Origin of the sequence: Streptomyces hamibioticus (genome assembly GCF_047946815.1) — a bacterium.
Lineage (GTDB): Bacteria > Actinomycetota > Actinomycetes > Streptomycetales > Streptomycetaceae > Streptomyces.
The window spans coordinates 2,049,952-2,065,553 of record NZ_JBKKQY010000001.1 but is presented as its reverse complement, the minus strand read 5'-3'; the positions used below and the strand labels follow the sequence as shown (position 1 = coordinate 2,065,553).

Here is a 15,602-nt window from a genome sequence, read left to right as displayed (position 1 = left end):
GGTTATCGAGTTCCCCACATATAGGTCTGCTTCTTGAGCTTGAGGTAGACGAAGCTCTCGGTGGAGCGCACTCCGGGAACGGCCCGGATGCGTTTGTTGATGACGTCCAGGAGGTGGTCGTCGTCCTCGCAGACGATCTCCACCATCAGGTCGAAGGAGCCTGCGGTCATCACCACGTACTCGCATTCGGGCATGGCGGTCAGCGCGTCGGCGACGGACTCCACGTCGCCCTCGACGTTGATCCCGACCATCGCCTGCCGGCGGAAGCCCACGGTCAGCGGGTCCGTGACGGCGACGATCTGCATCACGCCCTGGTCGAGCAGCTTCTGGACGCGCTGGCGCACGGCCGCCTCGGAGAGGCCGACGGCCTTGCCGATGGCGGCGTACGGCCGGCGGCCGTCCTCCTGGAGCTGCTCGATGATGGCGAGGGAAACGGCGTCCAGCTGGGGACTGCTGCCGTTCCTGGACTCGCGGGAGTCCCTGGGGTCTGCGCTTCGACTGGCCACGGCTTCACTGTGCACGACGTCTCGACAGTTTCGCAAGCCCGGATCGATGAAATTCGTTGTTTCAGTCGTCGAAGCCTGCGGATTTCGCAATCAGCGGGCGATCGGGGGTGTTGAAAACGTCGGTTCTCCGATTAGGGTGGGTGTCTCAGTGATTGGACACCCGAACTTGGAGGGCCGGCAGTGAGCACCGAGCTGGGACGGCTGCGCAAGCTCCGCAACTACGTCGACGGTGAGTTCCGGGACGCCGCCGACGGACGGACCACCGAGGTGGTCAATCCCGCTACGGGCGAGGCGTACGCGACCGCGCCCCTGTCCGGGCAGGCGGACGTGGACGCCGCCATGGAGGCCGCCGCCGCGGCCTTCCCGGCCTGGCGTGACACGACTCCGGCCGAGCGGCAGAAGGCTCTGCTGAAGATCGCGGACGCGTTCGAGGAGCGCGCCGAGGAACTGATCGCGGCCGAGGTGGAGAACACGGGCAAGCCCATCGGGCTCACCCGCACCGAAGAGATCCCGCCCATGGTCGACCAGATCCGCTTCTTCGCGGGCGCGGCCCGGATGCTGGAGGGGCGCAGCGCCGGTGAGTACATGGAGGGCCTGACCTCCATGATCCGCCGCGAGCCGATCGGCGTCTGCGCGCAGGTCGCGCCGTGGAACTACCCGATGATGATGGCCGTGTGGAAGTTCGCGCCGGCGCTGGCGGCGGGCAACACGGTCGTCCTGAAGCCGTCGGACACCACCCCCGCCTCCACGGTGCTGATGGCCGACATCATCGGCTCCATCCTGCCCAAGGGCGTCTTCAACGTCATCTGCGGCGACCGTGACACCGGCCGCCTGATGGTCGAGCACCCGATCCCGGCGATGGCCTCCATCACCGGCTCCGTGCGGGCCGGCATGTCGGTCGCCGAGTCGGCGTCGAAGGACCTCAAGCGGGTCCACCTGGAGCTGGGCGGCAAGGCCCCCGTCGTGGTCTTCGAGGACACCGACATCCCCAAGGCCGTCGAGGACATCTCGGTGGCGGGCTTCTTCAACGCCGGCCAGGACTGCACGGCGGCCACGCGCGTGCTGGTCCACGAGTCGATCCACGACGAGTTCGTCTCCGCGCTCGCCAAGGCCGCGTCCGAGACCAAGACCGGCCAGCCGGACGACGAGGACGTGCTCTACGGCCCGCTGAACAACCCCAACCAGCTCAAGCAGGTCGCCGGCTTCATCGAGCGGCTGCCCGCCCACGCCAAGGTGGAGGCCGGCGGCCAGCAGGTCGGCGACAAGGGATACTTCTACGCCCCGACCGTCGTCTCGGGCCTGAAGCAGGACGACGAGATCATCCAGCAGGAGGTCTTCGGCCCGGTCATCACCGTCCAGTCCTTCCGCGACGAGGACCAGGCGGTGGAGTGGGCCAACGGCGTGGAGTACGCGCTGGCCTCCTCGGTGTGGACCAAGGACCACGGCCGCGCCATGCGGATGTCCAAGAAGCTCGACTTCGGCTGCGTGTGGATCAACACCCACATCCCGCTGGTCGCCGAGATGCCGCACGGCGGCTTCAAGAAGTCCGGCTACGGCAAGGACCTGTCGGCGTACGGCTTCGACGACTACACGCGGATCAAGCACGTGATGACGTCGCTGGACGTGTGACGGCGGACCGCCGCGAGGGCGGGGGACTGCGCGCGGCCGCGGGTGATCCGTGGCTGGTCGCGCAGTTCCCCGCCGTCCTTTTCGGGCGTCGGACTCCCCGCCTCGACAGAATGTCGCCGCCCTGCCCCACGGCTTGACGGGTCGTCGATTGTGAGGGTCCGGGCGGGAGCGGCATGCTGCGGAAATGCCGCTGACGCCGAACAACCGCAGGTCCCCGCTCGCCCGCCGCTCCCTGCTGCGCGCCCTCGGCGCGGGAGCGGCGCTCGGCGGCCTGGCCGGCTGCGGGGTGCCCGCCGCGTACGTGCCGGCCGATGAGCGCGCCGCCACCGACCTGTCCGCCACCGAGCACCGGCTGGCCTGGGCGAACTGGCCGCTGTACATCGACACCGACGACGAGCGCCCCGGCCGGCGGCCCACGCTGGAGGCGTTCGAGAAGGACACGGGCATCGCCGTGGACTACGTCGAGGAGATCAACGACAACGACGAGTTCTTCGGCAAGATCAGCCCGGCCCTGATGAACCACCAGCCCACCGGCCGGGACCTGATCGTCATCAGCGACTGGATGTGCGGGCGTTTCGTGCGGCTCGGCTGGGTGCAGGAGATGGACCGCGCCCGCCAGCCGAACGTCACCGAGTACCTGGACCCGTTGCTGCGCTCGCCCGCCTTCGACCCCGGCCGCAGGTTCACGGTGCCGTGGCAGTCCGGCATCACCGGCATCGCGTACAACCGCCGCCGCCTCGGCCGGGAGATACGCCACGTCTCCGACCTGTGGGCGAGCGACCTCGAGGGCCGGGTGACCCTGCTGTCCGGCATGGACGAGGCGTTCGCGCTGCTGATGCTGGGCAACGGCGTCGACATCACCGACTGGACGGCCGACGACTTCCACCGGATCTGCGACCAGGTGGAGAAGCAGGTGGCGCGGGGGCAGATCCGCCGCTTCACCGGCAACGACTACATCAAGGACCTCTCCAGCGGTGACGTGCTGGCCTGCCAGGCCTACTCCGGCGACGTGATCCAGCTCCAGGCGGACGACCCCGACATCGAGTTCGTCGTGCCGGAGGAGGGGGCCGAGCTGTGGGCGGAGTCGCTGATGATCCCGAACCTGGCCCGCCACAAGGCCAACGCCGAGCGACTGGTCGACTACTACTACGAGCCCGAGGTCGCCGCCGAGCTGGCCGCCTGGGTCAACTACGTCTGCCCGGTCCCGGCCGCGCAGGACGTGCTGGCCTCGGCCAAGGACGAGGAGACCGCCGCCCTGGCCGAGGACCCCCTGATCTTCCCGGACGCGGCGATGCGCAAGCGGCTGTCGATCGCCAAGGACATCGAGTCGGGGCAGCGCACGGAGTTTGCGAAGCGGTGGAACGGCATCGTCGGCCTGTAGCGGACCGGGCGCCGTGACGGATGCGACGCACGGGGAACGGGCGGGCCCGGCGGCCACCCTCGGGCGGCCGGCGGCGGGGGCGGGGGCGACGCCGAGGGGGTGGCGACCGCGCCGGGCCGGCCGCGCCGCAACGCGCCCGGCCCGCGCGAGCGGTTCCCGTCCGTACCGGAGACGGCCGCCGCCGTGCGGTGACGCGACGGGGGAGGGACGGGGGCGGGCGCGGCGCTACGGGGTCCGCGGCCGCGCCGTCCCGCGCACCGCGCACAGGACGTCCACCCGGTTGGTCGTGATCGAGTCGACGCCCGCGGCCAGCAGGCGGCGCATCGAGCGGCGGGTGTCGGGGGTCCAGACGGAGAGCAGGTAGCCGTCGCGGTGGACACGGTCGGCGAGCGGCCGGTCCACCAGCGAGAAGCGGTAGTTGAGCCAGCGCGGGCGGACCGCCGCCAGCAGCGCGGGCCGGGGCGGTGCGAGCGTCGTCCAGGTCAGGGCGGTCTCGGCCGCCGGGTCGGCCGCGCGCACGGCGAGCATGGCGGCGGCGCCCGCGCAGTAGTACACGCGGTCGCTCGCGTCGCACTCGCGGACCACGTCCACGACCCGGCGGGCGGCCCGCACATCGGGGGTGCCGGGCAGGTCGAGCATCACCCGGCTTCCCTCGGTCGCGGCGAGCGCCTCGGCGAGCGTGGGCACCCGGCCCGCCGTCAGCCGGCGCAGTTCCCCGGCGGACAGCGACAGCAGCCGGCGGTCCTGCTCCCACAGGCGCTTGAGCGTCGCGTCATGGAGCAGCACGGGCACGCCGTCCCGGGTGAGCCGTACGTCGATCTCCACCGCGTCCGCGCCGCGGTGCAGCGCGGAACGCAGCGAGCCGATCGTGTTCTCGCGGAAGAGATACGGGTCGCCGCGGTGGGCCACGGCGGTGACCCGGGGCGGAGTGCTCATGACGCGGTGAGCCAGGCCGAGGTGTAGGTGTCGATCTCGTCCTCGATACGGGCCTTGCCCGCCGGGTCCAGGAAGGACGCCTCGACCGCGTTCTTCGCCAGCTCGGCCAGCCCCCGCTCGTCCAGCTCCAGCAGCCGGGCGGCGACCGCGTACTCGTTGTCGAGGTCGGTGCCGAACATCGGCGGGTCGTCGGAGTTGATCGTGACCAGGACACCGGCCCGGGTGAACTCCTTGATCGGGTGCTCGTCCAGGGTGGTCACCGCGCGGGTGGCGATGTTCGAGGTCGGGCACACCTCCAGCGCGATCCGCCGCTCGGCCAGGTGCGCCAGCAGCTCGGGGTCCTGGGCGGAGCTGGTGCCGTGGCCGATGCGCTCGGCGCGCAGATGGGTCAGCGCGTCCCACACCGTCTGGGGGCCGGTGGTCTCGCCGGCGTGCGGCACCGAGTGCAGCCCCGCGGCGATCGCCCGGTCGAAGTACGGCTTGAACGGCGGCCGCGGCACGCCGATCTCGGGCCCGCCGAGCCCGAAGGAGACCAGGCCCTCGGGGCGCAGCCGGTCGTCGGTGGCCAGCCGCGTCGTCTCCTCGGCGGCCTCCGGTCCGGCTTCGCCGGGGATGTCGAAGCACCAGCGCAGCACGGTCCCGAATTCGGCCTCGGCCGTCTTGCGGGCGTCCTCGATCGCGTCCATGAAGGCCCGCTCGTCGATGCCGCGCCGGGTGGAGGAGAACGGGGTGATGGTCAGCTCGGCGTAGCGCACCTGCTGCCGGGCCAGGTCCCGGGCCACCTCGTACGTCAGCAGCCGGACGTCCTCCGGGGTGCGGACCAGATCGACGACGGACAGGTACACCTCGATGAAGTGGGCGAAGTCCGTGAACGTGAAGTAGTCGACCAGGGCCTCGGGGTCGGTGGGGACCTTGGAGTCGGGGTGGCGGGCGGCCAGTTCGGAGACGATCCGCGGGGAGGCGGAGCCGACGTGGTGCACGTGCAGTTCGGCCTTGGGCAGTCCGGCGATGAAGGCGTGCAGGTCGCGTGGGACGTCGGGTTCGACGAGATGCTCGGTCAAGGTTCCTCCCCGGAGGCGGCGCCCCGGCCGTGGTGGGCGGCGGGACGCGGTGATCGGCTGATCGCTGGGTCGAGGATCATCGTAGGCCGGTCTCATGCCGAAAACGCCGGGGCCGTAGCATGGCGGGCACGATCGACCCAGGGGGACGCGACATGACGGACGCCACGCAGCCGGACCCGGACTCCGCCGGCGGCTACGATCCTTGGGCGCCGCCGGAGAGCAGGCCGTCGCTGGACAAGGGACCGGACGCCGCCGCGGGCGGGCCGCCCGGACAGCAGCCGCCGTCCGTGCACGACCAGGCCACGGTCACCTCGATGCCGGCCGCCGGATTCGGCGCCACGCCGCCGCAGGGCGCTCCTGGCGCCACCCCGCCCGGCGGGTCCGAGCCCGGGACCGACCCGTTCGGTCCGCCCGGTGCGGCGGTGCCGCCCCCGCCGGTCGCGCCCGGCGGCCCGGGCACCCACGGCGGCCGGACCGGAGCCGGATACGGCTACCCCGGCTACCCCCAGGGCGGCTACGGCTGGCCCGGCGGCCCGATGGGCCCGCAGCCGCAGAACGGCATGGGCATCGCGGCGATGGTGCTGGGCATCCTCGCCTGCTGCCTGTTCTGCTTCTACGGCGTGGTCTCCGTGGTACTCGGCATCCTCGCCGTGGTCTTCGGCGTCAAGGGGCGCCGGAAGGCCGAGCGCGGCGAGGCCACCAACCACGGGCAGGCGCAGGCCGGCCTGGTCATGGGTGTCATCGGCATCGTCCTCGGCATCGCCGTGGCCGTCCTGATAGCCATCGGGATCACCGCCGCCATCAACAGCGACCTCGACTCGGATTCCGACCCCTACGGCGACCCCTACTACGGCGCCGGCCGCCCGGCCGCGGTGGCCATGGTGGCGGACCGCTGACTCCCTTGCGCCCGGGGCGACTACGATGCCCAGGTTGTCAACGAGGGGAGCAGTCATGTCGCACGCCAATCCCGGGCCCGGCGGGTTCGGGCCGCCGTCGCAGCCGCCGGCCGGCGGGTACGGGCAGCCGCAGCCGGCGCCGGGGTACGGATACCCGGGTCCCGGACAGGCCTACCCGGCCGCCCCGCCGGTGGGCTACCCCCAGGCGCCCGGCTATGCCGTGCCGATGCAGCCGAGCAACGGCCTGGGGACCACGGGTCTGGTCCTGGGCATCATCGGCGTGGTGTGCAGCCTGACGTTCTTCCTGTGGTTCTTCGGCGTCATCCTGGGCATCCTCGGCATCATCTTCGGTGCGATCGGCCGGGGCAAGGCCAACCGGGGCGAGGCCACCAACAAGGGGGCGGCGACCGCCGGGCTGGTCTGCGGGATCATCGCCACCGTCGTCCTCCCGCTGCTCGGCATCCTGCTGTTCGCGAGCCTCATGGGCGCCGCCGGAGCCGCCTGACCCCGCCGTCGCGGACGACCGGGCTCCACGGAAGGGGCCGGCCTTCGGGCCGGTCCCCCTTTTCAGCTCCCCCGCAACCGCTCCCGCGCCGCCATCAGCGCGAACCCCAGCAGGTTGGCCCCCCGCCACCGCTCCGGGTCCGCCGCCGCCTCGTCGTCCGCGGCGAGGCCGACACCCCACACCCGGTCCAGCGGACTCGCCTCCACCAGCACCCGGTCGCCGGTGTTCACCAGGAACTCCCGCAGCGCGGGGTCCGAGCCGAACTTGTGGACGCTGCCCTCGACGACGATCCCGAACCGCTCGCGCGCCCACGTCTCCTCGTCGAAGCCGCGCACCAGCCGCCCCGCCTTCTTGGCCTCGGCGGGATGCGCCGCGGCCAGCACCCGGCGCTCCGCCTCGGCGTCCTCGAACAGCCGGGCCTTGCCCGCCATCATCCAGTGCTCGGCGGTCGCGTAGGCCGCCCCGTCCACCGTGAACGGCGACGGCCACCACTGGCTCAGACAGCTCGGCCCGAGCCGGCCGTCCGGCCGCGGCCGGTGCCCCCAGAAGCACAGGTACTTGATCCGCGCCCCCGCACGCACCCTGCCGAGCAGGGCTTCCCGGCTGCCGATCGCCCCCGCGCCCGATCGGCCCGCCCCCGTGATCTCTTCCATCGCCCCCGTGATCTCTTCCATGCACGCGAGTGTGGCAGGCACCACTGACACTCCGTCCGTCCTTTTCCACGGTGACTCGACACCTGGTCGACAGATTCCGTCGCGTAACCAAAAGGCAACAACGGAATCCCTTGTTGGGGGTGCGCTGCTCTGTCAGGATCGGCACTCACATCGAGTCCGAGCCACGCCGGCCCCCGTCATGGGGACACCGAGGAGAGCCGACATGCACAATCCGGGCAACGCCACCCCGGACCGATTCCCGGCCCAGGACCGCTTCGCGGACGGGGCCCAGTACATCGCCGGTCGTCTCACGAGGGGCACCTCCGGCCGCACGCACGCCGTCGTCGACCCCGCGACCGGCGAGGACGTCCTCACCTACGAGCTGGCCGGCACCGACGACGTCGACGCCGCCGTCGCCGCCGCCCGCGCGGCCTTCCCGGGCTGGTCCGGCGCCACCCCCGGCGAGCGCTCCGACGCCCTGCACCGGTTCGCCGCCGTGCTCGCCGACGGCGCCGAGGACCTGGCCCGCGCCGAGTCGCTGCAGTGCGGCAAGCCGCTGAAGCTGACCCGCGAGTTCGACGTGCCGGGCTCGGTCGACAACGCCGCCTTCTTCGCGGGCGCCGCCCGCCACCTCCAGGGACAGTCGGCCGGTGAGTACTCCGGTGACCACACCTCGTACGTCCGCCGCGAGCCGATCGGTGTCGTCGGGTCCATCGCACCGTGGAACTACCCGCTGCAGATGGCCGCGTGGAAGATCCTCCCGGCGGTCGCCGCGGGCAACACCATCGTGCTGAAGCCCGCCGAACTGACCCCGCTGACCTCGCTGATGTTCGCCCAGGCCGCCACCGCGGCGGGCATCCCCGACGGCGTGATCAACATCGTCACCGGCACCGGCCGGGTGGCCGGCGAGCACCTCGTCGGCCACCCCGACGTGGCCATGACCTCGTTCACCGGTTCCACCGCCGTCGGCAAGCGCGTCGCCGAGGTCGCGACCGCCACCGTCAAGCGCATCCACCTGGAGCTGGGCGGCAAGGCACCCTTCGTCGTCTTCGACGACGCCGACCTGGAGGCCGCCGCGCACGGCGCGGTCGCGGGCGCCCTGATCAACACCGGCCAGGACTGCACGGCCGCCACGCGCGCGTACGTGCAGCGGCCCCTGTACGAGGCGTTCGTGCAGCGGACGGCCGCCCTGATGGAGACCGTCCGGCTCGGCGACCCGTTCGCACCCGGCACCGACCTCGGCCCGCTGGTCAGCCACGCCCAGCGGGACCGCGTCGCCGGCTTCGTCGAACGGGCGCGCTCCTACGCGCGCGTGGTGACCGGCGGTGAGGCGCCGCAGGGCGAACTGAAGGACGGCGCCTACTACCGGCCCACCCTCATCGCCGACGCCGCCCAGGACAGCGAGGCCGTGCAGTCCGAGATCTTCGGCCCGGTCCTGGTCGTGCTGCCCTTCGACAGCGACGACGAGGGCATCCGGCTGGCCAACGACACCCCGTACGGGCTCGCCGCCTCCGCCTGGAGCCGGGACGTGTACCGGGCGAACCGCGCCACCCGCGAGATCAAGGCGGGCTGCGTGTGGGTCAACGACCACATCCCGATCATCAGCGAGATGCCGCACGGCGGATACAAGGCGTCCGGCTTCGGCAAGGACATGTCCGCGTACTCCTTCGAGGAGTACACCCAGCTCAAGCACGTCATGTTCGACAACACGGCGGTGGCTGCCAAGGACTGGCACCGCACCGTCTTCGGGGACCGATAGTCAGCCAGTCATCATCACGACAGGCCGCTGACCACGGCCGACTCCATACGAAAGGGCACCACGCGCATGGAGCACTACGAGCCCGACCGTCTCTCCCCGGCCCAGGTGGCGGCGATGCGGCGCAGCTTCCGCAACGGCAGGGCCGCCATGACCCGCCGTTCGCTGCTGCGCGCCTCCGCGTTCGGCGGACTGGCGGTCGGCGGACTCGGGTCGCTGAGCGCCTGCGGCATCCCCGCCGCGGGCCGGGCCGAGGGAGGCACGTCCGCCGAGGACCGCTCGGCGAAGGAGAAGGAGGTCACCTTCTCCAACTGGACCGAGTACATGGACGTCGACGACAGCGGCAGGCGCCATCCGACGCTGGAGGCGTTCACCCGGCGGACCGGCATCAGGGTCAAGTACTCCGAGGACATCAACGACAACAACGAGTTCTTCGGCAAGATCAAGCCGCAGCTCGCCGCCGGCCAGGACACCGGCCGGGACCTGATCGTCCTCACCGACTGGCTGGCCGGCCGGCTGATCCGCCTCGGCTGGGTCCAGAAGCTGGACCCGGCCAACCTGCCGCACGCCTACGCCAACCTCTCGCCGCAGTTCCGCAGCCCCGACTGGGACCCGGGCCGCGCCTACTCGTACCCCTGGCAGGCCATCGCCACGGTCATCGCCTACAACAAGAAGGCGCTCGACGGCATCGAGGTCAACACGCTCTCCGACCTGCTCGACAACCCCAGGCTCAAGGGGCGGGTCGGCCTGCTGACGGAGCTGCGCGACACCATGGGCATGGTGCTGCTCGACATGGGCAAGGACCCGGCCCGCTTCGACGACGACGACTACGACGCCGCGATCGCCCGCGTGCAGAAGGCCGTCGACCGCGGCCAGATCCGCCGCTTCACCGGCAACGACTACACCGCCGACCTGACCAAGGGCGACTTCGCGGCCTGCCTCGCCTGGGCCGGTGACGTGGTCCAGCTCCAGGCGGACAACCCGGACATCGACTTCCTCATCCCCGACAGCGGCTACATCACGGCCAGCGACAACCTGCTGATCCCCAACAAGGCCCGGCACAAGACGAACGCCGAACGGCTCATCGACTACTACTACGAGCCGAGGGCCGCCGCAGAGCTCGCCGCCTACATCAACTACCTCTGTCCCGTGGACGGCGTGAAGGAAGAGCTTGCGAAGATCGACCCGGACGCGGCGGACAACCCGCTGATCATTCCCGACCAGGCCATGCAGGCCAAGTCCCATGCCTTCCGCTCACTGAGCTCGGAGGAAGAGACGGCCTACGAAGAGAAGTTCGCGAAGCTCACAGGGGCGTGACCACATGACGAACGACAACAGCGGCGACGTCCGCCTCTCCGGGATCAGCAAGACCTACGGCTCCTTCACCGCCGTGCACCCGCTCGACCTGACCGTGCCGCAGGGCTCCTTCTTCGCCCTGCTCGGCGCCTCCGGCTGCGGCAAGACCACCACCCTGCGCATGATCGCCGGCCTGGAGGAGCCGAGCACGGGCACCGTCCACCTCGGCGACCAGGACGTGACGCACCTTCCGCCGTACAAGCGGCCGGTCAACACCGTCTTCCAGTCCTACGCCCTCTTCCCGCACCTCGACATCTTCGAGAACGTCGCCTTCGGCCTGCGCCGGCGCGGCATCAAGAGCGTGAAGAAGCAGGTCGGGGAGATGCTCGACCTGGTCCAGCTCGGCGAGCAGGCCCGCAAGAAGCCGCACCAGCTCTCCGGCGGCCAGCAGCAGCGCGTCGCCGTCGCCCGCGCGCTGATCAACCACCCCAAGGTGCTGCTCCTCGACGAGCCGCTCGGCGCCCTGGACCTGAAGCTGCGCCGCCAGATGCAGCTGGAGCTCAAGCGCATCCAGACCGAGGTCGGCATCACCTTCGTCCACGTCACGCACGACCAGGAGGAGGCCATGACCATGGCCGACCGCGTCGCCGTGATGAACGCGGGCCGGGTGGAACAGCTCGGTGCGCCCGCCGACCTCTACGAGAACCCGCGCACCACCTTCGTCGCCAACTTCCTCGGCACCTCGAACTTCATCGAGGCCGAGGTGGACGGCACCAGCGGCGACGAGGTCGTGCTGAAGGCGGGCGGCGGCAAGCTGGTGCTCCCCGCGGAGCGGTGCGGCGCGCCCACGACGGCCGGCGGCACGGTGCTGGTCGGCGTCCGCCCGGAGAAGATCTCCCTGACGCACGCCGACGACGCCGGGGAGATACCCGAGGGCCGCAACCGCATCACCGGCAAGGTCGCCGACGCCAGTTTCATCGGCGTCTCCACGCAGTTCGTCGTCGACAGCCCCGTCTGCCGGGAGTTCGCCGTCTACGTCCAGAACGTCGACCGCGACCCGCGCCTGGTGCCCGGCGCCGACGTGGTCCTGCACTGGAGCCCGGCGCACACCTTCGGGCTGGACGCCGGCCAGGACGTCGAGGCCGGCGTGGAGGAGGCCGCCTGATGACGACGCTCACCGAGGCGCCGCCGCCTCTCAGCCCGACCGCACCGGAGAAGAAACCGCCGCGCAGGCGGGGCCGCCTCACGCCGTACTGGCTGCTGCTGCCCGGCATGCTGTGGCTGGTCGTCTTCTTCGCGCTGCCGATGATCTACCAGGCCTCCACGTCCGTGCAGACGGGCTCCCTGGAGGAGGGGTACCGGGTCACCTGGCACTTCGCCACCTACTGGGACGCCCTGTCCGAGTACTGGCCGCAGTTCGTGCGCTCGGTCGCCTACGCCGCCTCCGCCACGGTGCTGTGCCTGCTGCTCGGCTATCCGCTCGCCTACCTGATCGCGTTCCGGGCGGGCCGCTGGCGCAACCTGATCATGATCCTGGTGATCGCGCCGTTCTTCACCAGCTTCCTGATCCGCACCCTCGCCTGGAAGACGATCCTCGCGGACGGCGGACCGGTCGTCGACGTCCTCAACACCCTGCACATCCTGGACGTCACCAGCTGGCTCGGCTGGACGTCCGGCGACCGGGTGCTGGCCACGCCACTGGCGGTGGTGTGCGGTCTGACGTACAACTTCCTGCCGTTCATGATCCTGCCGCTGTACAGCTCGCTGGAGCGCATCGACCCGCGGCTGCACGAGGCGGCCGGCGACCTGTACGCCAAGCCCTTCACCACCTTCCGCCGGGTCACCTTCCCGCTGTCGACGCCCGGCGTGGTCTCCGGCACCCTGCTGACCTTCATCCCGGCCAGCGGTGACTACATCAACAGCTCCCTGCTCGGCTCGACCGACACCGTCATGATCGGCAACGTCATCCAGTCGCAGTTCCTGCGGGTGCTGGACTATCCGACGGCGGCGGCGCTGTCCTTCATCCTCATGGCCGCCATTCTCGCCATGGTCACGATCTACATCCGTAAGTCCGGCACGGAGGATCTGGTTTAAATGACCTTCGTCAACTGGCTCAAGCGCAATCTGGTCGTCATCGCCGGACTGCTGACGCTCGCGTATCTGCTGCTGCCGAACATCATCGTGACGGTGTTCTCCTTCAACAATCCGAAGGGGCGCTTCAATTACCAATGGCAGGAGTTCTCCACGGACGCCTGGCGGGACCCGTGCGGCGTCGCCGACCTGTGCGGCTCGCTGTCGCTCAGCCTGCAGATCGCGTTCTGGGCGACGCTGGGCGCCACCGCCCTCGGCACGATGATCGCCTTCGCGCTGGTCCGCTACCGCTTCCGGGCGCGCGGCGCGATCAACTCGCTGATCTTCCTGCCGATGGCGATGCCCGAGGTCGTGATGGCCGCCTCGCTGCTCACGCTGTTCCTCAACATGGGCGCCAAGCTGGGCTTCTGGACGGTCCTGATCGCCCACATCATGTTCTGCCTCAGCTTCGTGGTGACGGCCGTCAAGGCGCGCGTGATGTCGATGGACCCGCGCCTGGAGCAGGCGGCACAGGACCTGTACGCCGGCCCGTTCCAGACCTTCGTCCGGGTCACCCTGCCGATCGCGGCCCCCGGAATCGCGGCGGGCGCGCTGCTCGCCTTCGCGCTCTCCTTCGACGATTTCATCATCACCAATTTCAACGCGGGCTCGACCGTCACCTTCCCCATGTTCGTCTGGGGATCGGCCCAGCGCGGCACGCCCGTTCAGATCAATGTCATCGGTACGGCCATGTTCCTCGTCGCCGTACTGTTCGTCCTGACCTCCATGGTCATCGGCAACCGCCGAAAGCGCCGCACGGCGTAAGTGCGCACACCGCATTCGTAGGGAGTTGAAATCATGGCCCCGAGCGCCATGAGCCGCCACAACGACTGGACGAAATCCCTCTCCGAGGCCCAGCCGGTCCCGTACTGGCTGGACGACCCCGGCAAGCCCCGTCCCGAGCCCGCCCTCACCGGCCCCGAGACCTGCGACCTGCTGGTCGTCGGCGGCGGCTACAGCGGGCTGTGGACCGCGCTGATCGCCAAGGAGCGCGACCCGCGGCGGGACGTCGTCCTGGTGGAGGGCCGCGAGGCGGGCTGGGCCGCCTCCGGCCGCAACGGCGGATTCTGTGCCGCCTCCCTCACCCACGGCCTGTCCAACGGGCTCACCCGTTGGCCGGACGAGATCCGCAAGCTTCAGGAGCTGGGTGCCCGCAACCTCGACGAGATCGAGGCGGCGGTCGCCCGGCACTCCATCGACTGCGACTTCGAGCGCACCGGCGAGATCGACGTCGCCACCGAGGCCTACCAGGCCCGGGACCTGAAGGAATGGCACGCGGAGCTCGACCGCAAGGGCCTCGCCGACGGCATCGAGTTCCTCGACGCCGGCGCCGTGCGTGCGCAGGTCGACTCACCCACCTTCCAGGCGGGCCTGTACGACCGCCGCGGGGTCGCCATGCTCAACCCCGCCAAGCTCGCCTGGGGCCTGAAGCGGGCCTGCCTCGACCTCGGCGTCCGCGTCTACGAGCACACCCCCGCGCTGACGCTGAAGCCGTACGGCGCCGGGATGGCCGTACGCACGCCCTACGGCTCGGTACGCGCCCGCACGGTCGCGCTCGGCACCAACGTCTTCCCGAACCTGGTCCGGCGGGTCCGCTCGTACACCGTGCCGGTCTACGACTACGCCCTGATGACCGAGCCGCTCAGCGCGGGGCAGCTGGCGTCGATCGGCTGGAAGAACCGCCAGGGCCTGGGCGACTCGGCGAACCAGTTCCACTACTTCCGGCTGTCCGCCGACAACCGCGTCCTGTGGGGCGGCTACGACGCCGTCTACCCCTACGGCGGCCGGGTGCGCGCCGAGTACGACGACCGCCCGGAGACGTACGCCAGGCTCGCCGGGCACTTCTTCACCTGCTTCCCGCAGCTGGAGGGCGTCCGGTTCACGCACGCCTGGGGCGGCGCCATCGACACCTGCTCGCGCTTCTCCGCGTTCTTCGGCACCGCCCACCGGGGCCGGGTCGCCTACGCGGCCGGGTACACCGGCCTCGGCGTCGGTGCGACCCGGTTCGGCGCGGAGGTGATGCTCGACCTGCTGGCGGGGGAGCGGACCGAGCGCACCGAGCTGGAGATGGTCCGCAAGAAGCCGCTGCCGTTCCCGCCCGAGCCGTTCGCCTGGACCGGCATAGCGCTCACCAAATGGTCGCTGGCCCGCGCCGACGCGCACGGTGGCCGGCGCAACCTGTGGCTGAAGGCCATGGACCGGCTGGGGCTGGGCTTCGACAGCTGAGCCACGCCCGCGCGGTGTGAGCCGGTTCACTCCGACGAGGAGCGGAAACCGGCGTAATGGCCGCCGGGGGACCTCCCTCTCCCTCGTGACGCAACCCCGCGTCCACGAGCGAAAGGGAGGTCTTCCATGCCTGGGGCGAAGACGGCCGTCGAGTGGCTGGCATCCGCCGCACCGGACCCCGAGGCCTGTCTGCGGGAGTGGGAGCTGAACCCCCTGGGGGTCGCCCTGCTGCCCGCCGGCACCGCCTGGGACGTGCTCATCCTGCCGAGCCGGCTCGGCTACCCCACCCTCGACGTCCTCACCCGCGTCCTGGACCGGCCCGGCCCGGTGCTCGTCGACTTCGGCGACGCGCGCACGGGGTTCTTCGTGCCGCCGGGAACCGCTGCCCGCTGGCTGGGCACCGGCATCCGCACGGCCGGCCCCGGCACCTGGATCGTCGTGCCGTACCCGGGACGGCTGGCCTCCGGCGGCATCCGCTGGCTGATCCCGCCGGACGGCTCCGGCACACTCACCGACCCCTCGCTGCTGGAACTGGCGATGCACGAGGCGGCGGCGGACCGGGCCGAGGAGGAGGGGCGGTGAGCCGGGCGGGGCGCGATACCGCGGACGGCTCCGGCCGCCGCTCGC

15 protein-coding genes are annotated in these 15,602 nt (G+C 71.0%); 11 read left to right on the top strand and 4 right to left on the bottom strand.

Annotated elements, in window-relative coordinates; genetic code table 11:
* Window positions 1-2 precede the first annotated feature (2 nt).
* A complete protein-coding gene (locus ACLGIH_RS09090; protein ID WP_416524726.1) occupies window positions 3-521 on the bottom strand; it encodes an Lrp/AsnC family transcriptional regulator in 519 nt (172 codons plus the stop codon).
* Window positions 522-686: 165 nt separating this feature from the next.
* Here ACLGIH_RS09090 and ACLGIH_RS09085 point away from each other — a divergent pair, with 165 nt between their 5' ends.
* Together ACLGIH_RS09085 and ACLGIH_RS09080 are read left to right on the top strand one after the other, a co-directional pair.
* Window positions 687-2,135, top strand: a complete 1,449-nt coding sequence (locus ACLGIH_RS09085) for a gamma-aminobutyraldehyde dehydrogenase (protein WP_416524725.1) — start codon at window positions 687-689, stop codon at window positions 2,133-2,135.
* A gap of 184 nt (window positions 2,136-2,319) precedes the next feature.
* On the top strand, window positions 2,320-3,516 hold the full coding sequence (locus ACLGIH_RS09080) for a polyamine ABC transporter substrate-binding protein (protein ID WP_416524724.1): 1,197 nt from the start codon (window positions 2,320-2,322) through the stop codon (window positions 3,514-3,516).
* Between the two features lie 225 nt (window positions 3,517-3,741).
* Here ACLGIH_RS09080 and ACLGIH_RS09075 read toward each other — a convergent pair whose 3' ends face one another.
* Entirely contained in the window at window positions 3,742-4,452 is a 711-nt protein-coding gene (locus ACLGIH_RS09075; RefSeq protein ID WP_416524723.1) for a glycerophosphodiester phosphodiesterase, read from the bottom strand.
* Window positions 4,449-5,609: an adenosine deaminase gene (locus tag ACLGIH_RS09070; RefSeq protein ID WP_416524722.1), complete on the bottom strand. Its 1,161-nt coding sequence runs from the start codon at window positions 5,607-5,609 to the stop codon at window positions 4,449-4,451. The genes ACLGIH_RS09075 and ACLGIH_RS09070 overlap by 4 nt, the downstream gene beginning before the upstream one ends.
* Window positions 5,610-5,665: 56 nt before the next feature.
* Here ACLGIH_RS09070 and ACLGIH_RS09065 point away from each other — a divergent pair, with 56 nt between their 5' ends.
* Together ACLGIH_RS09065 and ACLGIH_RS09060 are read left to right on the top strand one after the other, a co-directional pair.
* A complete protein-coding gene (locus ACLGIH_RS09065) occupies window positions 5,666-6,409 on the top strand; it encodes a DUF4190 domain-containing protein (protein WP_416524721.1) in 744 nt (247 codons plus the stop codon).
* A gap of 55 nt (window positions 6,410-6,464) precedes the next feature.
* Window positions 6,465-6,914 (top strand): DUF4190 domain-containing protein, encoded by a 450-nt coding sequence (locus ACLGIH_RS09060; protein WP_416524720.1) that lies wholly within the window; start codon window positions 6,465-6,467, stop codon window positions 6,912-6,914.
* 62 nt (window positions 6,915-6,976) lie between these two features.
* On the opposite strand, the gene ACLGIH_RS09055 is transcribed toward ACLGIH_RS09060, so the two are convergent.
* Entirely contained in the window at window positions 6,977-7,588 is a 612-nt protein-coding gene (locus tag ACLGIH_RS09055; RefSeq protein ID WP_416524719.1) for an NADAR family protein, read from the bottom strand.
* A 202-nt stretch (window positions 7,589-7,790) separates the two neighbouring features.
* On the opposite strand from ACLGIH_RS09055, the gene ACLGIH_RS09050 reads away from it, so the two are divergent.
* From ACLGIH_RS09050 to ACLGIH_RS09020, 7 genes are all read left to right on the top strand, one after another.
* Window positions 7,791-9,326, top strand: a complete 1,536-nt coding sequence (locus ACLGIH_RS09050; protein ID WP_416524718.1) for a gamma-aminobutyraldehyde dehydrogenase — start codon at window positions 7,791-7,793, stop codon at window positions 9,324-9,326.
* A gap of 66 nt (window positions 9,327-9,392) precedes the next feature.
* Window positions 9,393-10,640 carry a polyamine ABC transporter substrate-binding protein gene (locus ACLGIH_RS09045; protein WP_416524717.1) on the top strand — a complete coding sequence of 416 codons (1,248 nt, stop codon included), beginning with the start codon at window positions 9,393-9,395 and terminating at the stop codon, window positions 10,638-10,640.
* A gap of 4 nt (window positions 10,641-10,644) precedes the next feature.
* Complete coding sequence (locus ACLGIH_RS09040) at window positions 10,645-11,784, top strand: ABC transporter ATP-binding protein (protein ID WP_416524716.1); 1,140 nt, start codon at window positions 10,645-10,647, stop codon at window positions 11,782-11,784.
* Entirely contained in the window at window positions 11,784-12,713 is a 930-nt protein-coding gene (locus tag ACLGIH_RS09035; RefSeq protein WP_416524715.1) for an ABC transporter permease, read from the top strand. Before ACLGIH_RS09040 ends, ACLGIH_RS09035 begins: the two co-directional genes overlap by 1 nt.
* Window positions 12,714-13,514 carry an ABC transporter permease gene (locus ACLGIH_RS09030; protein ID WP_416524714.1) on the top strand — a complete coding sequence of 267 codons (801 nt, stop codon included), beginning with the start codon at window positions 12,714-12,716 and terminating at the stop codon, window positions 13,512-13,514.
* A 33-nt stretch (window positions 13,515-13,547) separates the two neighbouring features.
* A complete protein-coding gene (locus ACLGIH_RS09025; protein ID WP_416524713.1) occupies window positions 13,548-14,975 on the top strand; it encodes an NAD(P)/FAD-dependent oxidoreductase in 1,428 nt (475 codons plus the stop codon).
* Between the two features lie 126 nt (window positions 14,976-15,101).
* Complete coding sequence (locus ACLGIH_RS09020; protein WP_416524712.1) at window positions 15,102-15,557, top strand: hypothetical protein; 456 nt, start codon at window positions 15,102-15,104, stop codon at window positions 15,555-15,557.
* Window positions 15,558-15,602 lie beyond the last annotated feature (45 nt).